General features: G+C 68.2%; 14 protein-coding genes and 3 pseudogenes. 10 read left to right on the top strand and 7 right to left on the bottom strand.

From position 1 onward, the window contains the following. Window positions 1-262: 262 nt before the first annotated feature. Window positions 263-459, top strand: a pseudogene (locus tag IE109_RS32180) (IS5/IS1182 family transposase); the annotation flags it as partial. A gap of 31 nt (window positions 460-490) precedes the next feature. On the opposite strand, the gene IE109_RS32175 reads toward IE109_RS32180, so the two are convergent. Both IE109_RS32175 and IE109_RS32170 read right to left on the bottom strand, forming a co-directional pair. Continuing rightward, window positions 491-1489 (bottom strand): UDP-glucuronic acid decarboxylase family protein, encoded by a 999-nt coding sequence (locus IE109_RS32175; RefSeq protein WP_189554898.1) that lies wholly within the window; start codon window positions 1487-1489, stop codon window positions 491-493. Then, window positions 1486-2778 carry a glycosyltransferase gene (locus tag IE109_RS32170; protein WP_189554897.1) on the bottom strand — a complete coding sequence of 431 codons (1293 nt, stop codon included), beginning with the start codon at window positions 2776-2778 and terminating at the stop codon, window positions 1486-1488. Before IE109_RS32170 ends, IE109_RS32175 begins: the two co-directional genes overlap by 4 nt. A gap of 437 nt (window positions 2779-3215) precedes the next feature. Here IE109_RS32170 and IE109_RS32165 point away from each other — a divergent pair. Further along, a pseudogene (locus IE109_RS32165) lies at window positions 3216-3497 on the top strand (transposase); the annotation flags it as partial. Window positions 3498-4186: 689 nt separating this feature from the next. Beyond that, a complete protein-coding gene (locus IE109_RS32160) occupies window positions 4187-5059 on the top strand; it encodes a DUF6454 family protein (protein WP_189554896.1) in 873 nt (290 codons plus the stop codon). On the opposite strand, the gene IE109_RS32155 is transcribed toward IE109_RS32160, so the two are convergent. Beyond that, window positions 5031-5642 carry a class I SAM-dependent methyltransferase gene (locus IE109_RS32155; RefSeq protein WP_189554895.1) on the bottom strand — a complete coding sequence of 204 codons (612 nt, stop codon included), beginning with the start codon at window positions 5640-5642 and terminating at the stop codon, window positions 5031-5033. The two genes, IE109_RS32160 and IE109_RS32155, sit on opposite strands and share 29 nt — an antisense overlap. A gap of 374 nt (window positions 5643-6016) precedes the next feature. On the opposite strand from IE109_RS32155, the pseudogene IE109_RS32150 reads away from it, so the two are divergent. Further along, window positions 6017-6272: pseudogene (locus IE109_RS32150) on the top strand (hypothetical protein); the annotation flags it as partial. 462 nt (window positions 6273-6734) lie between these two features. On the opposite strand, the gene IE109_RS32145 reads toward IE109_RS32150, so the two are convergent. Beyond that, a complete protein-coding gene (locus tag IE109_RS32145; protein WP_189554894.1) occupies window positions 6735-7196 on the bottom strand; it encodes a hypothetical protein in 462 nt (153 codons plus the stop codon). 504 nt (window positions 7197-7700) lie between these two features. Between IE109_RS32145 and IE109_RS32140 the strand changes: the two genes are divergently transcribed. The 3 genes from IE109_RS32140 to IE109_RS32130 all read left to right on the top strand — a co-directional run bounded on the left by IE109_RS32140 (window position 7701) and on the right by IE109_RS32130 (window position 11300). Then, on the top strand, window positions 7701-8912 hold the full coding sequence (locus tag IE109_RS32140) for a hypothetical protein (protein WP_189554893.1): 1212 nt from the start codon (window positions 7701-7703) through the stop codon (window positions 8910-8912). 337 nt (window positions 8913-9249) lie between these two features. Further along, window positions 9250-10143 (top strand): hypothetical protein, encoded by an 894-nt coding sequence (locus IE109_RS32135; RefSeq protein ID WP_229891869.1) that lies wholly within the window; start codon window positions 9250-9252, stop codon window positions 10141-10143. A gap of 446 nt (window positions 10144-10589) precedes the next feature. Further along, the gene (locus tag IE109_RS32130) at window positions 10590-11300 is read left to right on the top strand and encodes a tectonin domain-containing protein (RefSeq protein ID WP_189554892.1); all 711 of its coding nucleotides are present in this window, start codon (window positions 10590-10592) and stop codon (window positions 11298-11300) included. A gap of 167 nt (window positions 11301-11467) precedes the next feature. Here the strand turns inward: IE109_RS32130 and IE109_RS33825 are convergent, their stop codons facing one another. Then, entirely contained in the window at window positions 11468-11854 is a 387-nt protein-coding gene (locus tag IE109_RS33825; RefSeq protein ID WP_268251500.1) for a carbohydrate-binding module family 14 protein, read from the bottom strand. Next, window positions 11809-12240, bottom strand: coding sequence for a cupin domain-containing protein (locus IE109_RS32120; protein WP_189554890.1), 432 nt, complete (start codon window positions 12238-12240; stop codon window positions 11809-11811). Before IE109_RS32120 ends, IE109_RS33825 begins: the two co-directional genes overlap by 46 nt. 234 nt (window positions 12241-12474) lie before the next feature. Here IE109_RS32120 and IE109_RS32115 point away from each other — a divergent pair, with 234 nt between their 5' ends. From IE109_RS32115 to IE109_RS32105, 3 genes are all read left to right on the top strand, one after another. Beyond that, on the top strand, window positions 12475-13383 hold the full coding sequence (locus IE109_RS32115; RefSeq protein ID WP_229891868.1) for an ATP-grasp domain-containing protein: 909 nt from the start codon (window positions 12475-12477) through the stop codon (window positions 13381-13383). Between the two features lie 420 nt (window positions 13384-13803). Beyond that, a complete protein-coding gene (locus tag IE109_RS32110) occupies window positions 13804-14037 on the top strand; it encodes a hypothetical protein (RefSeq protein WP_189554888.1) in 234 nt (77 codons plus the stop codon). Window positions 14038-14383: 346 nt separating this feature from the next. Next, window positions 14384-16453 (top strand): ATP-binding protein, encoded by a 2070-nt coding sequence (locus IE109_RS32105; protein WP_229891867.1) that lies wholly within the window; start codon window positions 14384-14386, stop codon window positions 16451-16453. 150 nt (window positions 16454-16603) lie between these two features. On the opposite strand, the gene IE109_RS32100 is transcribed toward IE109_RS32105, so the two are convergent. Next, window positions 16604-19126: a DEAD/DEAH box helicase gene (locus IE109_RS32100; RefSeq protein WP_189554887.1), complete on the bottom strand. Its 2523-nt coding sequence runs from the start codon at window positions 19124-19126 to the stop codon at window positions 16604-16606. Between the last annotated feature and the right edge of the window lie 678 nt (window positions 19127-19804).

The raw sequence follows: 19804 nt of genomic DNA, 5'->3' as shown, positions 1-19804 counted from the left end.
CACCGTCCACTCCCCATGCCCAGCACAACCGCCAACTGACCATGTAGGACACGGTCTTAGACGGCAATACCTTTCCCCGGCGCGACTGCACCCTGTGCGAGGCGAGCCACTTGTCCTCGCCTTCTGCCCCGGCGACGACACCACGGTGTGTACCGCAGAGCTGTGCTCCTGCTCCGACGGCCTGGCCTTAAGTCGTCCCGACCGCGCCGAAGGGCCCGCGCCTCCCGGGAGGTGCGGGCCCTTCGGCATTCCCCCCTGTCGGCGACGCGGGGTCCTCGGCGGCCGGCCGCCGACTTCGACAAGGTCGTCTGCCGCGACCGCAAAGTAGTTGAACGATGCTTCGCCCGTCTCAAGCAGGTCCGCGCGATCGCGACGCGGTTCGACAAGCTCGCCGACCGATACCGTGCCGGAGTTGTCCTGGCTTCCCTGATGCTCTCGCTCCGCGTGCCCACCAGATGACTATTTGTCGGACGGGGTCTAGCGGCGTCGGTCACGACGATGCGCGCCCCAGCGCAACGGTCGCGTACTGGGCTTGCGGTGCGGCGGCGAGCTCTCCGGCCATCCACTCCGCCGTAAGTTCCAAACCCGTCTCGAGAGGAACGCTGGGGGACCACTCCAGGAGTGTCGTGGCGAGAGAGATATCCGGGCATCGGACCTTGGGGTCGTCCACCATGGCAGGACCGCACTCAATCGGTGAATCGGACCGCGTCACCACACGCACCATCTCCGCGATACGCCGTACGGTCAGCTCGCGCGGGTTGCCGAGATTCAGCGGGCCTGAGTGTCCTGAGCGGGCGAGCCGCATCAACCCTTCGACTGTGTCGTCCACGTAACACAGCGACCGTGTCTGGTGGCCTTCGCCATGGATGGTGAGCGGGGTTCCACTCAGAGCCTGCCGGATGAAGGTGGACACCACACGCCCGTCGTCCGCCTGCATCCGCGGACCATACGTATTGAAGATCCGGGCGATCCCGGTGTCTACTCCGAACGCCTTCCGATAGGCCACCGTCAGCGCTTCCGCGAAGCGCTTCGCTTCGTCATAGGCACTGCGCGGGCCCACCGGGTTGACATGCCCCCAGTACCCTTCGCTTTGTGGGTTGACCTGTGGATCCCCGTAGACCTCGCTGGTGGACGCCAGAAGGAATCGCGCGCCCCGGCTCCGGGCCAGCTCAAGCAGGTTCCGTGTCCCATGCGATCCGGCCATGAGAGTCTCCACCGGCCTGGCCAGGTACGCAGCCGGGGATGCCGGCGAGGCGAGGTGGAACACGAGATCCACGTGGCCGCCGACTGCGAAGCGATCCGCGGACACGTCCGCATGAACGAAGGAAAAACCTGCACGCTCCATCAGATAGCGGACATTGCTTTCCCTGCCCGTACTGAGGTCATCCACACACAGGACTTCGTAGCCCTCGGACAGGAGGTGCTCACACAAGTGGGAGCCGAGAAAACCAGCACCTCCGGCAACCACTGCTTTTGCATGTGCAGTCATGCAGCACGCCTCACAGAGGCCGTACTGCTCGATGCCTCACGAAGAGTGTGTTCGATTACGTCGCAGGCTTTGTGAAGTCCTGATTCTGCCCGCAGTCGCTGACCGAGTTCGGCGGCTGCACGGCGCATCGAACTGTCCCCGATAGCCGCCGACACGGCATCGGCGAGGTTACGGGCCGTCAGCTCTCTGGCGGGCAGCGGGCGCGGTCCCGCGCCCAGGGCATGCACTCTGGCCCCCCAGAACGGCTGGTCGAAGAAGTGCGGGCAAGTGACTGTGGGCAGGCCGGCGGTAAGGCTCGCACCGACGGTGCTTGCCCCCCCATGGTGCACGGCGGCGGCGACCCGCGGAAAGAGCCACGTGTGCGGCACATAAGGGACAACATGGACTAGATCGTCGGATTCCGTTTTGCTCGGGTCGCCAAGAAACACACCGCGTGCGCCAACTCTATTGAGAGCGGACCGAATCAATCCGTAACGCTGCTCGGGATCACCTGCGACCATGCTTCCGAACCCGAGGTACACGAGAGGAGCACCGTCGGCATCCACAAAGTCGACAAGAGGCCCCGGAGGCTGCCACCCTGTGGGCGGATCAAGCTGCCAATAGCCCGTGACGTGGGCACACTCCGGCCAGTCCTGAGGAACTCCAAGCACGATAGGGCTGAAGCAGTAAAGCGTCGGCCGAGACTTCCGTCGCGCTTCCTTGAATGGCCCGGAGAACGGCCACGGTGGAAGCTTGAGGGCTCTTCCGCGCCACTCGTTGACGCGCTTCCGGAACACCTGCCAGAAGATCTGTTCCGCGACCTGCAGGCTGATCCTGTTGCCGAGTCCCCCCATCGAACGGCGGAACCCGATCGCAGGAAATTCCCGCGTTGCGTGAACCGGCAGGAAGGAAGCCAGCATCGACGGCACACCCATACATTCCGCGAAACTGGCCGCCGGAAGAGCAAAAGGAGAGTGAATGAAACAGTCACTCTCCTGCACGGCTGCAGCGGTTTCTTCGAGCAACTGGTCCACAGCTGGCCCAACCACCCGCTTCATCCAGCGCGCAAACGGCAACGCGTCCTGCCCCAATGCGAGCCAGCGCTGACCGTCGGCGCTGGAGAGCAGAGACTCGATGTCCGGCTCAACGGGCGTGAACCGAACGCCGGTACCGGACAACAGGCCCGCGTAGCGTGACGAGCCGACCAGATGAACGTCGAAGCCCCTCCGCTGCAGGGCCCTGCCCAATGCGACATACGGCTGGGTGTCGCCTCGTAGCCCCAGTGACACGATGCTAATTCGCTGCGGCATGCCCGCCCTCAAGTGCAATGGAGTGGCTGGACTGCTCCCCGCCCAGCAGCTGCGCTCGCCCAGTCGGGGCATAACCACAGGGTTCAATGCGTCGCCCCCTGAACTTAGTGGGCACGTATTTCATAATTACTCCTCAGCCGAAAGGAACTCCTTCATACTTCTAACGCGCCCCCTCGCATAGAGACACGCAGTCAAGGTCGGTATCCGTCCCAACCGCCCGCAGTTGCTGGGGGTGCGCGGCGTATCGCGCTGGTGGCCTCGACTCGAGGGTGGGGATGGTGCTGGCGGCGCCCGTGGGTGGGCCGGGGCTAAGAGCGTGCCCTGCGTGGTGAGGCGTCGTTGCGCTGCCCCTCGTTGTCGGCGTCTCGGCCGGAGACCCACGACAGGGCCACCAGACGAAACACGACCCCCACCGCGGTCCCTACTTCAAAATTTTCAAACCCCAGCGCCTGCACGCGGACAGAGCCTACGATCGGGCCGACCTGCGCAGATGGCTCCGCGGCAAGCGCATCGACGTCCGCATCGACCGCGAGGGCATCGAGTCCAGCGAACGACTAGGACGGCCGGTGGGTCATCGAGCGCACCATGCCGTGACTCTCCGACCACCGCAGACTCAGGCCCCGCTACGAGCGCGATTCCCCGCAAGCAACTACCTGGCCTTCCTCGGCCTTGCCGCCGCCCTGTGCTGCTACAAGCGACTCGTCCGCCCCACCACGTAGGACACGGACTATAGATGGGGAGGGCAATCATGGCGGGCACGGTACCGGAGGGCTACGGCCGGGTTCGGAGCTATCTCAGGCGTAAGCCTGCTCCCGGCCGGAAGATAATGAGCGGCTAGAGCATCGCTGCGATGGAGGCTGGTGTCGGGCTGTGGGGACAGGTCGTCGGGTTCGGTGAGGCCACCGATACCCCGGCGCACTCGCCGGCACCGTCCATCTCGCAGCCGGCGTCACGCTGATGGCAAGGTGGCGGCCCAGGCCGCGCATGCCCCGGGACGCGGGGGAGTGGGTTGCGGCCGCAGTCGTCGCCGTCGCAGCGGTGGCGCTGCTCGTGAAGACCGCTGCCGCGCCTGCCCTCCGCTGCCGATTCGGTCCGGGCAGCGTCACGGGCCGGTGCGGATGTCATGGGTGCCGATGCGCCGCCAGATGACGTGCTGTACGACCTGGACTACTCCGGGTCGTACTGCCAGCCTTCCCGACCATTGCCGGCCCAGGTATGGCCGTAGAGCCCCGGGTGCGCGGCGCAACCCCTTGATCCGCAGGCCCGGACGCGGAGCGTGCGGTGGGCGCGCAGGCCGTCGACGAAGGCGGCCACGGCCTGGCCCGCAGCGGCCCCGCTCCCGTTACGAGTCCGGAGAGAACTCGTTCACCGGGTTATGAGCCTTTCTGATTCCGCAGTGTCCACAGGTGTGCCTGACGACTCGAACGAAGCCGTAGTCGTGGCGGTGAGGCGGCTGACCCGGAACACGCCCTGGACGGTGGTCGCACAAGTGCCGCTGGACTTCCCCGCTCACCACCCTCAAGGCGTCACGCGTGGCCATGACCAACGCCTGTACGTGTCGACGGCCGAAATCACCGAGGCGACCCGCTTCCACGACAGTCCGGTAGACGGCTACGACCGGACTCCCGGCCAGGGCCATGGCCATGTGTTCGTCACGGACACCGATGGCACGGCGCTGGGCAGGGTGAGCGTGGGCGAAGGCACGATCTACCACCCGGGTGGTATCGACTATGACGGCGAATCGCTGTGGGTGCCGACTGCGGAATACCGGCCCGACTCCCATTCCATCGTCTACCGGGTGGACCCAGACAGCCTGGAGGTGCGGGAGGCCTTCCGTTTCGACGACCACATCGGCGGGATCGTGCGTGACCGCCAAAGTGGCCTGCTGCATGCCGTCACCTGGGGTTCCCGGCGGCTGCTCACCTTCACGGTCGACGGGAAGCTCATCCACCGGGCCGACAACAAGAGCCACTTCGTCGACTACCAGACCTGTGTGACCGCGGGCGGCGGCCACATGGTGTGCACGGGCATCGCGGAGTACCTCTTGGCCGGGGCCGGCGTCTTCAGCCTCGGCGGAATCGCCGTCATCGACATCGAGGCCGGCCGCATCGAGCACGAAGCGCCGGTGACCGTTCTCTCACCGGCCGGCCGAGTGGTCACCTACAACGCGGTGCACCTGGAGACCGACGGGCGCGTCCTGCGGATGATCGCCGTTCCCGACGACGGGGAAGCGGCGGGCGAATCGCACCTGATCACCCTTGAGACACCGCTGGCCACATGACCCGCACCGCAAGGAAGTAGACCCCCTCGTACATCACCTCTCCGTCCAGCTCCGAGCACAGGCTCTGCGGGGTGAACCGGCGCCGGAAAATGGAGTATGTGGTGTCGGCGACGGAGCGTACCTCTGTCTTCTCCTCGTGCCGGTCGCCGTCGCTGCGCAGGTCGATCACGATCAGCTCGCGCGCCGTACGGCGCGCCTCGGCGAGGAATGCGGCCCGCTCCGCCGGCCGCAGCAGCCCATAGAAGTTCCCGGTGACGATGCGATCAAAGGCTCCAGTGGCGAACGGCAAGGGTGGAAACAGCGCCCGGACCCGCTGGGCCCACGGCGCCCGGGCGTGGGCCAGCTCCAGCATTTCCGCGCTCTGGTCCAGGGCAACGACCCGACCGCGCAAAAACTGGGTCCACACCCCGGTCCCGCAACCCACGTCGAGCGCCCGGCCTGCGGGCAGCGCGGTCAGCAGTTTGCCGATGGCGGCGGTTTCCCGGTCCAGGCCGGCGTTCACCACGGGGTCGCCGCGATAGCTGGTCTCGTCGTAGACCGGGGCACGATGCCGGTAGTACTGCTCCCGCACTAAATCACGCATGCCCGGAGAACTACCCCTGACTGAACAATCGGAAAACAACGGGCGTCCTGCTGCGTGGAACGGCTGCGCTGATGTGGCTGGAGGGCTGCGGAGAGGTTCGCTGCGAGCCCCGGCAAGGTCAGCAAGCAGGCAGCCGGTGGGAGGCGACCTTCAGCGAAACAAGTCCACCTGGGGCGGATAGGTCTCATCGGTTCCACCGTCTACTCCCACATGCCAAGCGCCGGCATGCATCCCACATCGTTCAAGACGCACCTACCCCACCAGTGGCACCAGCGTCCGCAGTGCCAGTGCGGACCATATGGGGCGCTTGGGGGCAGCCGTCGGTCCAGCGGGCGCGGTAGGCGCGATACCGGTGCCGGTGCCGGTGCCGGTCGCGGGAGCCCGAGCCCGATGAGCCCCTGGGGTGGCAGCCGATCTGGAAGCGGCCCCGGAAGCCGAAGTCGAAGGGCGGCGAGGAAGGCGGAGCTGCGCAAGCAGCGGAAGCGACTCCAGGAAGCCGGGAAGCGCCGGCTCGCAGCCGCGCACTCGCGCCGGCCCCGCTCCCGGCAGAACCGGATCGGCAACGCGGCCGCGCGCCGCGATGCCCGCGCCCTGTCCCGGGTGCGGCACTTCAACGCCTGGCTGTGGTGACGATGCCGGACACCGTCCACCGAGTGGAGGCCACCCGATGGGTTCCACTGAGTGGAACTATTGAGTGGAGTCCACCCGATGGGCTCCACCGGGTGGACTCCACTCTGGTGCGCACCGGATGACGATGGACGCCACCGTGGTGCGCACCGCGATGTCCACCGCACCCGGTGCGCGCACTGGCACCCTTTCTCCAGGTGCGGCCGGGTTCGCGCGTGACCCCTTGTCCAGGTCTGCTACCTGGACGCGCGCCCCCTTGTCCACCTCTGCTACCTGGCCCATTTCTCCTTGCCATAGCGCCTTCCGGCCGCCGATCAGACCGCGGTCAAGGGGGTGCGTGATAGAGGAGCCCGCCGCCCGTGGCGCGCCTGGTGCGGTGCGCCGGCACCGATGCCGGACAGCGCGGTGCGGTGGTGCGCGCGCTTCGCGGTAGTGGTGCGCACCGCAACTGCGCGGCGCGCGCACTTACACGGCAGTGAGGCGTGCCGGGTGCGCGCTGGTCGGTGCGGGGTGCGGATCGAGGGCTTGGCCCACGTCAACGGCTTCCAGTTGGCGCAGGGTGTCGGCGACGTCCTCGTGGTCTTCGGTGAGGAACTGCTGCGCGAAGTCGATGACGGCGCGGGCGATGCCCTGCGCCGTGTCCGGCCCGGCCTGTGCCCAGATCCGCAGTGAGGTCACGAAGACGCGTCCGAGGGCCTCCAGGGCGAAGGTGTCCTCGCACGGCTCGCCGGCCTCCAGGCCGGGCAGCGCGGTGACCGGGACAACGATGCGTTCGGAGACGTCGACGAGCAGCTCGGGCATCCGCGGTTCGGCGCTGGCGAACTCGCGGGCGGCACCGATGTCGTCGGCCTGGACGGCCCGGAGGTAGTTGAAGGCGCTGATCGCCGCGTGCGGGGTCATCGGGGCGAGCGGCGTGGTGTCGGGCATGTCGGCTCCTCAACGTTCGGGCCGCTCCTGCTGATCGCGGCGGCCTCGAAGCGACCCTCGAACCGCGGCCCTGTGGACAGAGTCCAGCCGCCGGAGGGGGAGAACTCTCCCCCTCCGGGTTGATCACGATGCGGTCACGGCGGAGAGGTTCTTCAAGATCGGCGTCACACGAGAGCGGAAAACCGGACCTGTAGAAGGTGAACGGCGGGATGGGCCCGCCCCACCTTTCAGGAGCACCCTGTGGCGAGCACCGCAGACGAGCCCGAGCAGCCCCTTGACCGGGGCGAGCAGTCCCCCTCCGTGGGCCCCTCCATCACCCCCTCCGTGCCCCGTCGCCAAGGGCCGGGAGTTCCCGCAGGTCAGGCCCGGCGGACAGGGGGGCGCCGCAGGTCCGGCAACCCTCATGTCCAAAGGCGTCCTACTCACAGGAAGAACTCGACAGGGCCCCGGCGGAGGGAACTGCTGCAAGCGCTGGGGATCTTCCAGAGGGCTACGCCCGATCAGTTGTGGAAGCTGACCCGTCCGGACAATCAGCACGACAAGCTCGTGCGGGACAACCTCCTGGATCTGGAGGACCACCGCCTGGTGAGGATCGAAACGGTCCGGGAGGACCAGCGGCAGGTGTGGGTGCTGACGAAGCGAGGCCACGGCGAGGCGAGGAAGCTGCTGGAGCCGAAGGGCATACGGGTCTCGGCGCTGCGTGAGGAGAAGTACGACCCGGTCACCGGGGAGCTGCTCGGCGCCGGCTATGACGACCATTCCGCGGCGGTCACTACGACGGCTGCCGAACTTCACCGTGCCGGGATCGGGCACCGGCTCGGCTTCCAGACCGAGATCGGGCACCGGTTCGCGGACGGGTACGTGCAGCGGGCGGACCTGGTGGTGCGGGCGCCGGAGGCCGGGGTGTCGGTGTTGCTGCTGGAGATCGACCGCCGCTCCGAGGACGCGCACGATCTGGTGACCAAGCTGCGCCGGTACTGGGAGTGGGGTCGGCTGCTGCCGCGGGACGCGGACAAGCGCACCGTGGATCTGGTCCGCTCCCGGCCGGGTGCGATTGAGGACGTAGAGCACGAGCAGCGGCTGTGGCGGCGGGTCTACCCGCCGACCGGCCGGGAGGGCCTGGTGCCGCTCGCGTTCGTGTTCGCGGACACCACCGAGGCGAAGGTTGCCAACACGGTCGCCGTGCTGGAGGAGGCCGGCCGCCGCTTCTGGGCGCCGCGCCGGTACGAGACCTACTACCGCGAGGCGATCACGGCGAAGGACTACAGCCAGGCCGTGCCGGTCGTCTTCACCACCCTGGAGCAGCTGACGGAGCACGGCGCGGATGCGGCGGTGTGGCGGCGCCTGGGCCGCGCGGACGAACAGACTCTGACGGACGCGCTCGACAACCCCGACGGCGACGCTCTCTACCGCCGCCAGTACGCCCGCGCCGAAGCGGAGGACGAGCGGCGCCGTGCCGCTGAGCGGGAGGCGCAGCGGCCGGTGTGCAAGCGGTGCGGAAGGAAGTTCACCGACCAGCGCTGGGAGGAGACCACCGCGAGAACGGCCTGGAAGGCCGGGGACCTGTCGGTGTGCGGGCCCTGCCACGCCGACGACGTCGCCCGCAAGGAAGCCGCCGCCGAAGCCGCCCGCCTCCAGGCCGCCACGCCACCGGAGCTGGAGCACGGCGGTCAGGAGCCGGGCAAGCTCCGCGGCCTGTTCCGCCGCCGCGGCTGACCGGCGACGCCGCCCATCCCGCCGGACACAGGGGGTGAGGCGGCGTCGACGAGCAGCGGCCCGGGGCAGGACGGGGCGGCCTGCTTCGCCAGCGCGGCGAGCGGGGGAGCGCCGGCCCTTCTCCACCGTGCGCAGCTGCTCCCGGTCGACCTTCGGGTGTTCGTCGGGCACGTGTCGGCGGAGGCGGTGGTGTAGCAGCGCAGCGCCTCTGTCTTGCGGGGTCGAGCCCCGTGGCACGGGTCGGTCGCGCTGGCTGGATCTTGCCTGATTGGGAGCGAGGTGAGGGGGGGGAGGTTGTGACGGACCGACTTGTCCGTCGTCCAGGAGGAGCGCTGTGGTGCGCAAAGGCATACCGACCACTGCCCAGAAGGGTCTTCCCTTCGGCCGCAGGCCGGCCGGTGGTGTGGCCGATGTGGTGTGGGAGTGGTCGAAGTCCGGCACCCGGCACGCGGCGCGCAATCGGCTGCTCAGACGCCTGCCGGGGGTCAGCACGGATGCGGCGTACCGGTTCGGGTTGGTCGAGCGGGCGCACTATGCCTACGGGGTGCGCCGGGCCACCGAGCTGGCCGCGCGGCTGGGGCATCGTGGGGTGACGGTGGTGGAGTTTGGGGTGGCCGGCGGCAACGGGCTCCTGGCCCTGGCCGAGCACGCCAGCTACTACAGCACGGCCACCGGTGTTGCGGTGCGGGTGGTCGGTTTCGACGGCGGCCTGGGTATGCCCCCGGCCAAGGACCCGCGCGATCTGCCCTACCTGTTCGGTGTCGGCTTCTACACCATGGACGAAGACCGCCTCAGAGCCCGTCTGGGCGCGGCGGAGCTGGTGGTCGGCGACCTCACCGAAACCCTGCCCCACTACCTCCACTCCCGCGCGGACCTGCTGCGTGAGCACCCGGTCGGCTTCGTCAGCCTCGACCTGGACTACTACTCTTCGACCGTGACCGCCCTCGACCTGTTCCGGGGACCGGAGCACGAGCATCTGCTGCCGCGGGTCACCTGCTACCTCGACGACCTGCCGGGCACCATCGAGCAGATCGGCGAGGCCGCCGCGATCGCGGACTTCAACGCGGCTTATCCGGACCGGCCGACCGGCCGGGTCTTGGGCCTGCGGGCGTTCACGCCGCTCGACCCGCCGTGGGCAGATCAGATCTACGTCCACCACCGCCTGGACCACCCCGACTACGCCTGTCTGGAGGTCGGCGCAACCGGCGACCAGCTCCCCCTGGAGGAGTGACGGGTCTGCGCGCATACGGCCAGGCTGCCACGTCCGGCAGATTCCGCATCGGCCGGGTGCGGCACGTCGACAGAGGCAGTGATGAGATCGCAATGGGGCAGTGCGCTCTCCAGGCCCCCACGCGTGCTTTGTACGCCAACGCGCTCGCAGCGGGCGACGGCGACGGAGGGTCCGCCTGTCGATGGCTTCCGGCCGTCCGCTTGCAGGCCGCTGCTTGTTCCGAGGATGCACAGGCCGGTGTGCGTGTCGATCCTCCCTGGGTGGGACGCCGCTTCCGGCCGAGATTTTCTTGGCCGAGCTGATCTCTCCGTTGCCATGCAAGGCAGTCAGGTACGTAAACACTGATTTCTGACTTGTTTGCTATCAGAACATGTATTCACCTGCTTTATCCACTCATCTCGTTGGCGAGGATGGTGACACTGCTGGTTCGAGGAAGGGCTTTTGGCGTGGCGGATTGGGTGAAGGTCGCGGGCGGGCTGAGTGCGATCTCGGCGGGTTCCAGGACTACGGTGTGGGGCGTCAACTCCGGCAGTTCCATCTACCGGTACACCAATTACGACGGCAGCCCGTGGATCAACATCCCGGGAGGGCTGAGTGATATCGGTGCCGCGTCGGACGGCACGGTGTGGGGTGTCAACAGCGGCAACCAGATCTACCGGTACACCGGGGACCAGGGCTCGACGAACTGGGTGGGCATCAACGGGAGCCTGGTCCGGATGGATGCGGGATCGCGGACGAACGTGTGGGGCGTGGACTCCGCCGGGGGCATCTACCGGTACACCAACCACGACGCCAACCCCTGGATCAAGATCCCGGGAGGGCTGAGTGACATCGGGGCGGCAGCGGACGGCACGGTGTGGGGTGTCAACAGCAACAACCGGGTCTACCGGTACACAGGCGACCAGGACCCCTCAGACCCGTGGGCGGACGTCCCCGGCAGCCTGAAGCGGATCGCGGTGGGCTCCCGGACCAACGTGTGGGGCATCGACCCGGCAGGCAGCATCTACCGGTACACCAACAACGACGCCAGCGGCACCAACCCGTGGATCAAGATCCCCGGCACCGCCTCCGACATCGCCGCCGGCGCCGACGGCACTGTGTGGCACGTCAACGCCGGCGGTGAGATCTTCCGCTACACCGGCGACCAGCCCAGCTGACCCTGCCCGGACATCAATAGGGGCCCTGGACCAGGACAGGTCCGGGGCCCCTGCCTGTGGGCAGAAGACGAGCGCGAACACGCCCGTGCCGCGACGATGCGGCAGAACATCGGTCGGCGCACGGAACCTGCTCGCGGCAACTGTTCAGGGTCCCGCTGGTGCTGGGGTCATCGCGGGGCCTGCTCGGTGACGCAGCTGGCTTCGTAGGACCACAGGCACGCGTCGGAGTTGAGGTCGTAGTGAAGCCTGCCGGTGGGGCAGTCGGCCGGGTCGGGGTCGCAGGCGGCACAGTTGCGCTCGTAGGCGTACCGCCCGGCGACGCAGCTCATGAACTTGGTGCAGTCAGTGGGGTGCATGTAGTTGCCGCCAGGCTTGCCGGTGCAGTCGTAGTCCTCGACCAGGCGGGAGCCCGCGCTGCTCGCCGGCGATGGCGGGGTCCAGCCGGGGAGGGTGACGCCCGCTACGCGCCGTTGGGCACCCGTCGCGGGGAGGCGCCGGCCGGGACGGTTCAGCCGGCGCCGACGGGCAGGGGGCCGACCCGGGTTTCCAGCCACACGGGGAGGTCCAGGAGCCGGACGCCTTCCTGTTCGTCGGGATCGGTCCGCGCGACCAGGCACACCATGTCCTCGGAACCAGGGTTGACCGGCATGTGGGGGGTGTCGGCGGGGATGTGGATGTAGTCGCCCGCCCGCAGGGTCACATGCTCCGTCAGTCCTTCTCCGTGCCAGACCTCGACCTGGCCGGACTGGATGAAGATGGCCGACTCGTGCCCCTCATGCAGGTGAGGACGGCCGCGGGTCCCGGCCGGCATCACCAGCCGATGGAGACACAGCCGCTCCGCCCCGGCCGACTGGGCACTGATCCCCGCGCCGAACATGCCGCCCTGGACACCCTCGTACTGTCCGGTGCGCACCACCGTGCACTGCTTCTGATCTGCCATACGCGCAGTACAGCAGGCTGCTCACAGCGTTCGATCAGTTCCCGCCAGGCATCTGCGGCGCAAGCTCAGCGTGCCTCACCGCGCGGGCACCGTGTCGCCGGCGCTGTGCTGTGTCGTGCCCCAGTGCCCCTGGCAGAGGGCCTCCGCTGGATTGAGCCATGACCGCATCCACATCTTGATCATCTCTGTGGGTGCCGGTTAGGTGTGCCCATGGAGACGGGTGAGTTTGTGCTGATGACCGACCACAGTTCGACGGAGGGCAGCCGGGACATCCTGGCCGAAGCCGTCGAAGCACTGACCGGATCCCCGCCCGTACTCGTCGATGCCCGCCGCTTCATGACCGGTGGGGACGGGCAGGCCCGCACTGTGGAAGGCCGGCTGCAGCTTTCCCTACCGGGTGCGGACCGGGCGGTGTGGCCCTCGGCTGTGCTCATCTTCGAGATCCCGCCCCACCGGCGGCGTCATCTGGTGGCGTTCCAGCGGCGCCTGCGCGAGCTGGGGGCGCGTTCCCTCGGTCTGGACGATCAGGCGTGGAAGGTGGCGACCGAGAAGGACCTGATGGTCGAGCGGTTCGCCCGCGACGGTATCCCGCAGATGGACACCCTCACCCTGAGCGGCGCGAGCCAACAGGAGTGCGTGGATGCGTTCGAGCGGCTGGGGCGGGATGTGTGGGCCCGGCCGGTCGTTGGGATGGGCGGCCGAGACGTCTTCCACATCACCACCCACGAGCAGCTGCACGAGGCGGCCCGCTTCTACCAGGACGCCGGGCAGGGCTGGCTGATCGCCCGCGACGCCGGCAACTTCACCCCGGCCGGGCAGCGCACTCAGTTCCGCGTACTCGTCCTCCACGGGCAGGTCCTCCAAGCCCACGAACGCCTGCAACCGGATCCCGACGCACCGTGCAACATCGCCCAGGGCGCCACCACCACCGCCGTGCTCGCCCCCAACGAGCTCCCCGCCGGCCTGGGTGAACTCGCGGTACGGGCCACCAAGTCGCTGGGCCTTCCTTTCGGCGGAGTCGACCTCGCCCCACAAAACGGCGGCGTCGTCTTCGAAGTCAACGTCCACCCCGCCTTCAACCCCGTACACCCCGTCGAATCCATCGCCATCCCCTACGTCCAAGCCCACCTCGACCTGCTGTAACCCCCCGGACACCGGCCAACCGGACACGCATCGCCCCGCCTGATGTGGATCTGGGGACCCGGGCAGGCGGATCCGCCTTGGACGGTCCGTCCTGACGGCTCGGCGCCGCCTTCGCGACTTCTAAATGCTCAACCTGATGCTCAAAGGGCTGGCCAGGACGAGGCGGCCGGTACGCGGCAACAGCAATGGCCGGTGCGCACGGCATGCTTTCGGCGGCATTCGCCCTAGCCATGCCTCAGCCGACGACCCATCCCGCCAGGACCCAGCGGCGCATGGCTGTCACCGTGCCCCACCCGGCCGTAAGACCGCTCGAGTCGGCCCCTCCGTGCCCCCTGGGAGGGATGAGGCCCGGGCCGCGAACCGGGCAGGGTCTGCCCGGTCCGGACGTAACCCACCGGGATTCAAGATCATTGGCGGGGCATGAACAACACCAAGCGCGTACTTGCTGCTGTCGCCCTCGCGGGGGCCGCCCTGTCGTTCACGGGAACGGCAATGGCCAGTCAGGGTGACAGCCAGGGCAACATCGGAAGCGTCGCACGGGACGAGTCGTTCAACTTCAACTCGCAGACTTTCGGTGACTCGGTGAACAACAGGATCGGAAATGTGATCAACACGGTCGGCGACCTCGAAGGGACGGGTCACCAGCCCTCCTAGAAGCCGTTCCAGGGCCCAGACCATGCCCGCCCCGGTACAGGGGTGCGCCACTGTGCCGGGGCGGAGCTGCGCCCGTCTCGGGTTGGCCCGTCGGCCCTTCACTGTCCCCGGGCACGTCGGGAGCGACAGCATCAAGGCCCGCGTTGATGACCGAGCTCGGCCAGTTCGGCGCCGGCGCCGGGCCCTGTACGACCCGCGCCTTGGCGAACGGAACCGCTGGGACTGGTCCGGCGACACCTCTTGAGAGGGATCGCGGCAGAGCAAGTACCGCGACGCATTGGTGCAGGAGCTGCCGAACCGCTTCTGCGATGTGTACTGGGATGGGGGAAACCGGTACGGTCACCGCATGTCAGGGGAACACGACGGACAGCACCTGTTCGGTGCAGCGGTAGCCACGGACAGCGCCGTCGCGTCCGTGCCGCAACAGGCGACTTCGCGCATGACCGAGTTCATGCTGTCGGTCGGCGAAGGGAAGATCCTTCAGTTCAAGAAGAAACCCCAGATCACGGCCGTGGCCGAGCTGGTGTGGAATGCCCTCGACGCGAATGCCACCCAAGTCGATGTCCAGCTCCAGCGTGCCCCTGGCGACGCCATCGAGCAGATCGTGGTGACGGACAACGGCCACGGCATGACGCCGGACCGGGCGCGTGAGTCCTTTCACCGATACGGCGAGACGTGGAAGGCCAGCCAGACCCACACTGAGGGCGCCACCCGCATCCTGCATGGCCGCAACGGCGAAGGACGGCTCTTCGCCTTCGCTCTGGGAGACCAGCTCACCTGGGACTCGGCGGCCCTGGTGGACGACGCGCTCGTTGGCGTCCGCGCCAGCGGCAATGCCGACCACGCCACCATCTGGCAGGTTGTGGAAACCGAAGCCGACCGCGACGAGCCGGGAACGACGGTCCGTATTCGCGTTCCCCAAGGCAAGTCCTTGCGCTTCCTAGAACGCGACGATGCCGCGGCCAACCTCACCGCGAAGCTCGCGTTCTATCTGCGCGCCTACCCCGACGTTTGTGTCACCTACGACGGCAAGCGGCTGGATCCTGCCGAGATCATCGTGGGTGAGCCCGTCGACCTCCCGCTGGTTCTGCCGGAGGAGGACAGTGACGACTGCCCGCCCGCGGTGGTCACCTTCGTGGAGTGGAACCGGAGGATGAGCGATCGCAAGATGCTCATCTGCAACGCCGACGGCATCGCCTTGTACGAGGAGGGCAAAGACTGGTCGGACAGCATCGTCAGCTTCACCCCCTACCTGCGGTCCGACCGGTTCAACGGCCTCACCGTGGAAGACCTCCACGTGCTGCCCATGACCCACGCTGCGCTCCTGGACGCAGCGGCCAAGGCCGTTCGGGAGCATCTGGCCCTGCGGGGCGCCCAGATCTCAGCAGCGGTCGTTCGCCAGCTGAAGAACGAGGGCATCTACCCCTACGAGGACGGGCCGACGACCGGCACACAAGCGATCGAGCGGCAGACCTTCGACGTCGTGGTGACGGTGGCCCGCGAAGCCCTTCCCAGCAAGGGCATGGCTCGTCGGCTTTCCGTCGACCTCATCCGCACGGCTCTCGAATCCAACCCCGGTGACCTCCACGACATTCTGGAGAAGGTCCTCGCCCTCAGCCTGGACGACCGCCGGCACCTGAAGAACCTCCTGCACAGCACCGACCTGGCCCACGTCATCAGCGCGGCCACCGAGGTCACCAACCGCCTCGACGTCATCGGCGGGCTCCGCAAGATCCTCGCTGACGACGCACTCCGGAATGAGTTCCGGGAGGTCGACCAGCTCCACCCCATGATCGCCCAGAACCTGTGGCTGTTCGGCGACGACTGGGCCTGGGCACGCACCGAGATCGGACTCACCAACGTCCTCCAGGCACACCTGGCCGAGCTCGGAGACAACGTCGTCCTCGAGAACCAGCTGCAAGGAGTCATCCAACCGGACGGCCGCCGTGGCCGGGTGGACATCTTGATGTTCCGCAGCCGACGCGACGAAGACTCCACCGAGCGCCTCGTCATCGAGCTCAAGCGCCCCACCGTCAAGGTCGGCGAAGACGAGCTCCGCCAGATCAAGAGCTACGCCCGCGCCATCGTGGACAACCCGCAGTACAAGGGGGTGGAAGGCTGCAAGTGGCGCTTCTACCTCATTACCTACGACTACTCGGACAAGATCCTTCGGGATATCCGGCAGAAGGACAAGCCGGCGGGGCTGTACGACGACCAGGACGAGTACGAGGTCTGGGTGAAGAGCTGGGCCGAGATCTTCGACACGGCCGAGAAGAAGCTGCTGTTCTTCCAGCGACAGTTGAACTACGAAGCCACGGACGCTCGCGTCACCCAGCACCTACGCGAGAGCTACTCACGCTTCATCCCCGAGGGCCTAGCCGAAGACCAGGGCCCCGACACGCCTGCCGCCGGCTGACGAGAAGGGGGTTCCGGGCTGGGTTGGGCGATCCCTCCCAGCCCGGTCACGCAGTTGCCTACCCCGCCCCGACAGCGTCTGACGCACAACGACGGTGTCCCTCTCACCTCGCGGTCGTGAGGTCGGCGACGGCGGTGATGACGATGGTCATCACGACCACCGCATTCCGATCGCCGACAGCTGCTCCATCCGCTCGGGTGTCAGGGTTGCGGCCCGGGAGCGCTGGTTCCCGATCCAGGCCCCCAGCTTGTGCTGCCGCTCCTCCTGGTCCTCGCCGACGATCCGCTCAACCCACTTCCTCGGGACCTGAAGGTGCCCCTCGCGTTCGTAGAACTGCTTGGCGGCCTCGTAGCTCATCGCCCACTTGTCGGCCTGTGTACGGCGCGGCTTCGGCTTCTCGTCCTCGCCGGCGGGCTCGATCCCGAGGACCTGCTCGCACATCCACTGCTGCACAGTCGTGAGCTGGTCCCAGCCGAGCCGGACCGACTGCACCCACCGCCCGAGATCCTCGCCCTGACGCCCGACGTCGCCCGCCTGGGTGGGCAGCGCCTCACCGGCGTCCAGGTGCATCCGCACGAGGTGGAAGCAGCGCTGCCAGGTGACCGGCCACGAGGGGCACCAGGAGGCGTCGATCTCCTCCAGTTGCTCGCGCCGTTCGTCCGACAGCGCCCCGGCCGACGACTGAACTGGCAGGCCCTCGGCACGCCGCTGCTCGTTCTCCTGCGCCTTGCGGGCGGCGGCCCGCGCGTTCTTCAGGAAGATGCCCACCCGGTAGCCCTGGTAGGTGGCGTCCAGCGGGGCCAGGAGGTGCCCGTGTTCGGCCGCCCACTCGCGCGCGGCGGACAGGCCCTCCTCCCACGCGACGTCGTAGTGGCTCCAGATCATGCCGAGCTTCTCCAGCTGCGCGACGCGGTCCTCGTCCATGTCGCCGCGGGCGTAGAACCGGCGCGCGTCGGCGGTCCATTGCCCCAGCGGGAACCCGGCGAGCGAGGCCGGCCACTCTGCACCTTCTGCCTTCTGGTCGTCGGCGGCGGGCACGCGGAACGTGAACGGCACGCGGAGGTCACCGTGCTCGCGGGCGTAGATGACGGCGGCTTCCACGCCGCGCCGCCAGTGCTCGTGCTCGGGGTTGAGGACGCGCAGGTTGATGAACGCGGCGAGCGCGGCCGGGTCGCGCGGCGTGGAGAACTTCAGCAGGGCCTTGGCCGGGGCGCTGACGCCTCCGGAGCCCTCGCCGCTCCAGCCCGTGCTCTTCGCGCTCTCGTCCTTGCTGACGGGCTTGTAGCGGCTCGGGGCCTGCTGCTCCGCGAGGCTCTCCACAATCCGCGCGTCGTGCGCCCGCAGCGCCTCCAAGAGCTTGGCCAGCCCGCCGAACGCCCTGGACGTGAGCATGTTGTCCGCCGTCTCCCCGGGCCCGAGCAGGACCGGCACGACCAGGCTGGCCATCTTGCCCTCGCCCGGCTGCATCCGCAGAGCCCGGCCCACCGCCTGGACCAGGTCCGGCATCGAGCCGCGAACGTCAGCCCAGTACACGGAGTCACAGTTTTTGGTGTCGACCCCCTCGCCCAGAACCTTCACCGAGCTCAGGAAGCACTTCTCCACCACGGTGCCGTCCGTGGCGACCCCGGCCGCGAACTCACCCAGCAGACGCCGCCGGTGGAGCGGCTTGTGATCACCGCACAGCCAGTCCGCCCAGATCGTCTTGGGGTACAGCTCGGGGTCGCTGGCGTGCAGCTGCGCGGCGACGTCCGGAAGGCCGGCCGCGAACGCTTCGGCTTCCCTGACGACGTGGTGAAAGACGAGCGTCCTGCGGAAGCCCTCCTCGGCCGACGCCTTCACCAAGGCGGTCTGCAAAGCAGCGAGCCGCGCCCCGCGCACCTCTGCCGACCGGCCTTCGGCGCCCAGGAGCTGCGCAGCCTGGAGCGCGGTGTCGGTGACGTCCACACATACGACCTGGTAGGGGGCACAAATTCCCCTGTCGATGGCCTCCGAGAGCGTCAAAGTGAACGACCTGCTGCCAAACGGCCCGTCGGGGTCGTCTTCCATGCTTGCGACCAGCTCGCCCGGTGCGCCGGCCTCGTCCTCGTCCCCGAGCTGCCACAGCCGGGGCGTGGCCGTCATGTACAGACGGCGCAGGGACGGGATCTTCTGGTTGTCGTGGACGACCGCCCACGGCTTCCCGATCCGGCCCGAAACCCTGTGGGCTTCGTCCACGACGATCAGGTCCCAGGCGGCGAGGCCCCCGGCGTGCGCCCGCTCCAGCGTGCCCAGACCGAGGCTGGCGTACGTGGCGTACACGGTCACCTTGTCCAGGCCCCGGGTCCACTCCACCAGCTCGTCCACGTCCGTGGTGTTGGGGAAGGACACCTCCTCGCCCCGCAGCGAGGACACCCCGATCATCGGCCCCCGGCGGCCCCCCTCGCGCCACGCGGCCTCGGTCTGGGCGAGCAGGTCCAGCGAGGGCACGAGCACCAGCACACGGCCCGCGTGAAGCTCCTCCGCGCTGCGGACCGCCACCCGGGTCTTCCCGGATCCCGTCGCCATGATCACCTGCGTTCGAAGCCCTCGTTCGGGCACAAGTGATCTTGCAGGCAATTCGAGGGCACGCACGACCGCGTCAATGGCTTCTCGCTGGGCTGCCTCGCGCTGATCAGCGCGGTCTGTGCTCGACATATTCGCCTGCCTTCTCCTGGGGTGCCGCCCGGTCGATTCGAGCGGCGGGAAACGGGAAACCTGCATGTAGAGGAGCCACAAGGGCTACGGTTGGACTGAGGCGATCGGCTGGTCGATCCGCTCCACCGGAACACCGGCAAGGCGGTTGGGTGGATCTCGATAACCCTCCGGAGCGGTCCGGGGTGGTGTGCTCTGAGTCCAGAGTCTATCTGGCGCTCAGAAATGAAGCACAAAGAATGCTAAGATTCCCCCGAACGTGGCTGAATGCTGTTAGTCTTGCCTTATCGCAAGCCAATCCGGGACCTTGACACCCCCTCAACCCCATCCGCTTCTCCGGATGGCCGACCCCGAGCCTCCGTCACTCTCCCGACTACCCGTCACCTCCCCGCCCTCTTACTGCTGCTCGGGCCGCACGCGCTGTGGTATGGCGGGTGACGTGGGGTCAGCCGGTGGGGTGGTGGGTGGTTGGAGCGCAGCGGAGGCCACCGGTCGGCCGGAGGCCGGCCCCGGGCCGCAACGCGGCCCGGCTGTCCTGCCCTTGGCGGTGCGCGCGGAGCGCGTGCCGCCCGGCGGTGAGCGGAGCGAGCCGCCTCCGCTCACGCGGAGCGGGAGCGGCCGGGGAGCGGAGCGACCCGGCTCGCTGTGACGGGCGCAGCCCGGAGGGACCCGCTCCGCGGG

Origin of the sequence: Streptomyces lavendofoliae, from assembly GCF_014649735.1 — a bacterium.
GTDB lineage: Bacteria > Actinomycetota > Actinomycetes > Streptomycetales > Streptomycetaceae > Streptomyces > Streptomyces lavendofoliae.
Note: the sequence above shows the minus strand (reverse complement) of the source record. Positions and strands in the feature narration are given on the sequence as shown.

Excerpts from the sequence above, each read along its gene's own strand:
- IE109_RS32175 (WP_189554898.1), bottom strand. The coding sequence starts at position 1,489 with ATGACTGCACATGCAAAAGCAGTGGTTGCCGGAGGTGCTGGTTTTCTC.
- IE109_RS32170 (WP_189554897.1), bottom strand. The coding sequence starts at position 2,778 with ATGCCGCAGCGAATTAGCATCGTGTCACTGGGGCTACGAGGCGACACC.
- IE109_RS32155 (WP_189554895.1), bottom strand. The coding sequence starts at position 5,642 with ATGCGTGATTTAGTGCGGGAGCAGTACTACCGGCATCGTGCCCCGGTC.
- IE109_RS32145 (WP_189554894.1), bottom strand. The coding sequence starts at position 7,196 with ATGCCCGACACCACGCCGCTCGCCCCGATGACCCCGCACGCGGCGATC.
- IE109_RS32120 (WP_189554890.1), bottom strand. The coding sequence starts at position 12,240 with ATGGCAGATCAGAAGCAGTGCACGGTGGTGCGCACCGGACAGTACGAG.
- IE109_RS32115 (WP_229891868.1), top strand. The coding sequence starts at position 12,475 with ATGACCGACCACAGTTCGACGGAGGGCAGCCGGGACATCCTGGCCGAA.
- IE109_RS32110 (WP_189554888.1), top strand. The coding sequence starts at position 13,804 with ATGAACAACACCAAGCGCGTACTTGCTGCTGTCGCCCTCGCGGGGGCC.
- IE109_RS32105 (WP_229891867.1), top strand. The coding sequence starts at position 14,384 with ATGTCAGGGGAACACGACGGACAGCACCTGTTCGGTGCAGCGGTAGCC.
- IE109_RS32100 (WP_189554887.1), bottom strand. The coding sequence starts at position 19,126 with ATGTCGAGCACAGACCGCGCTGATCAGCGCGAGGCAGCCCAGCGAGAA.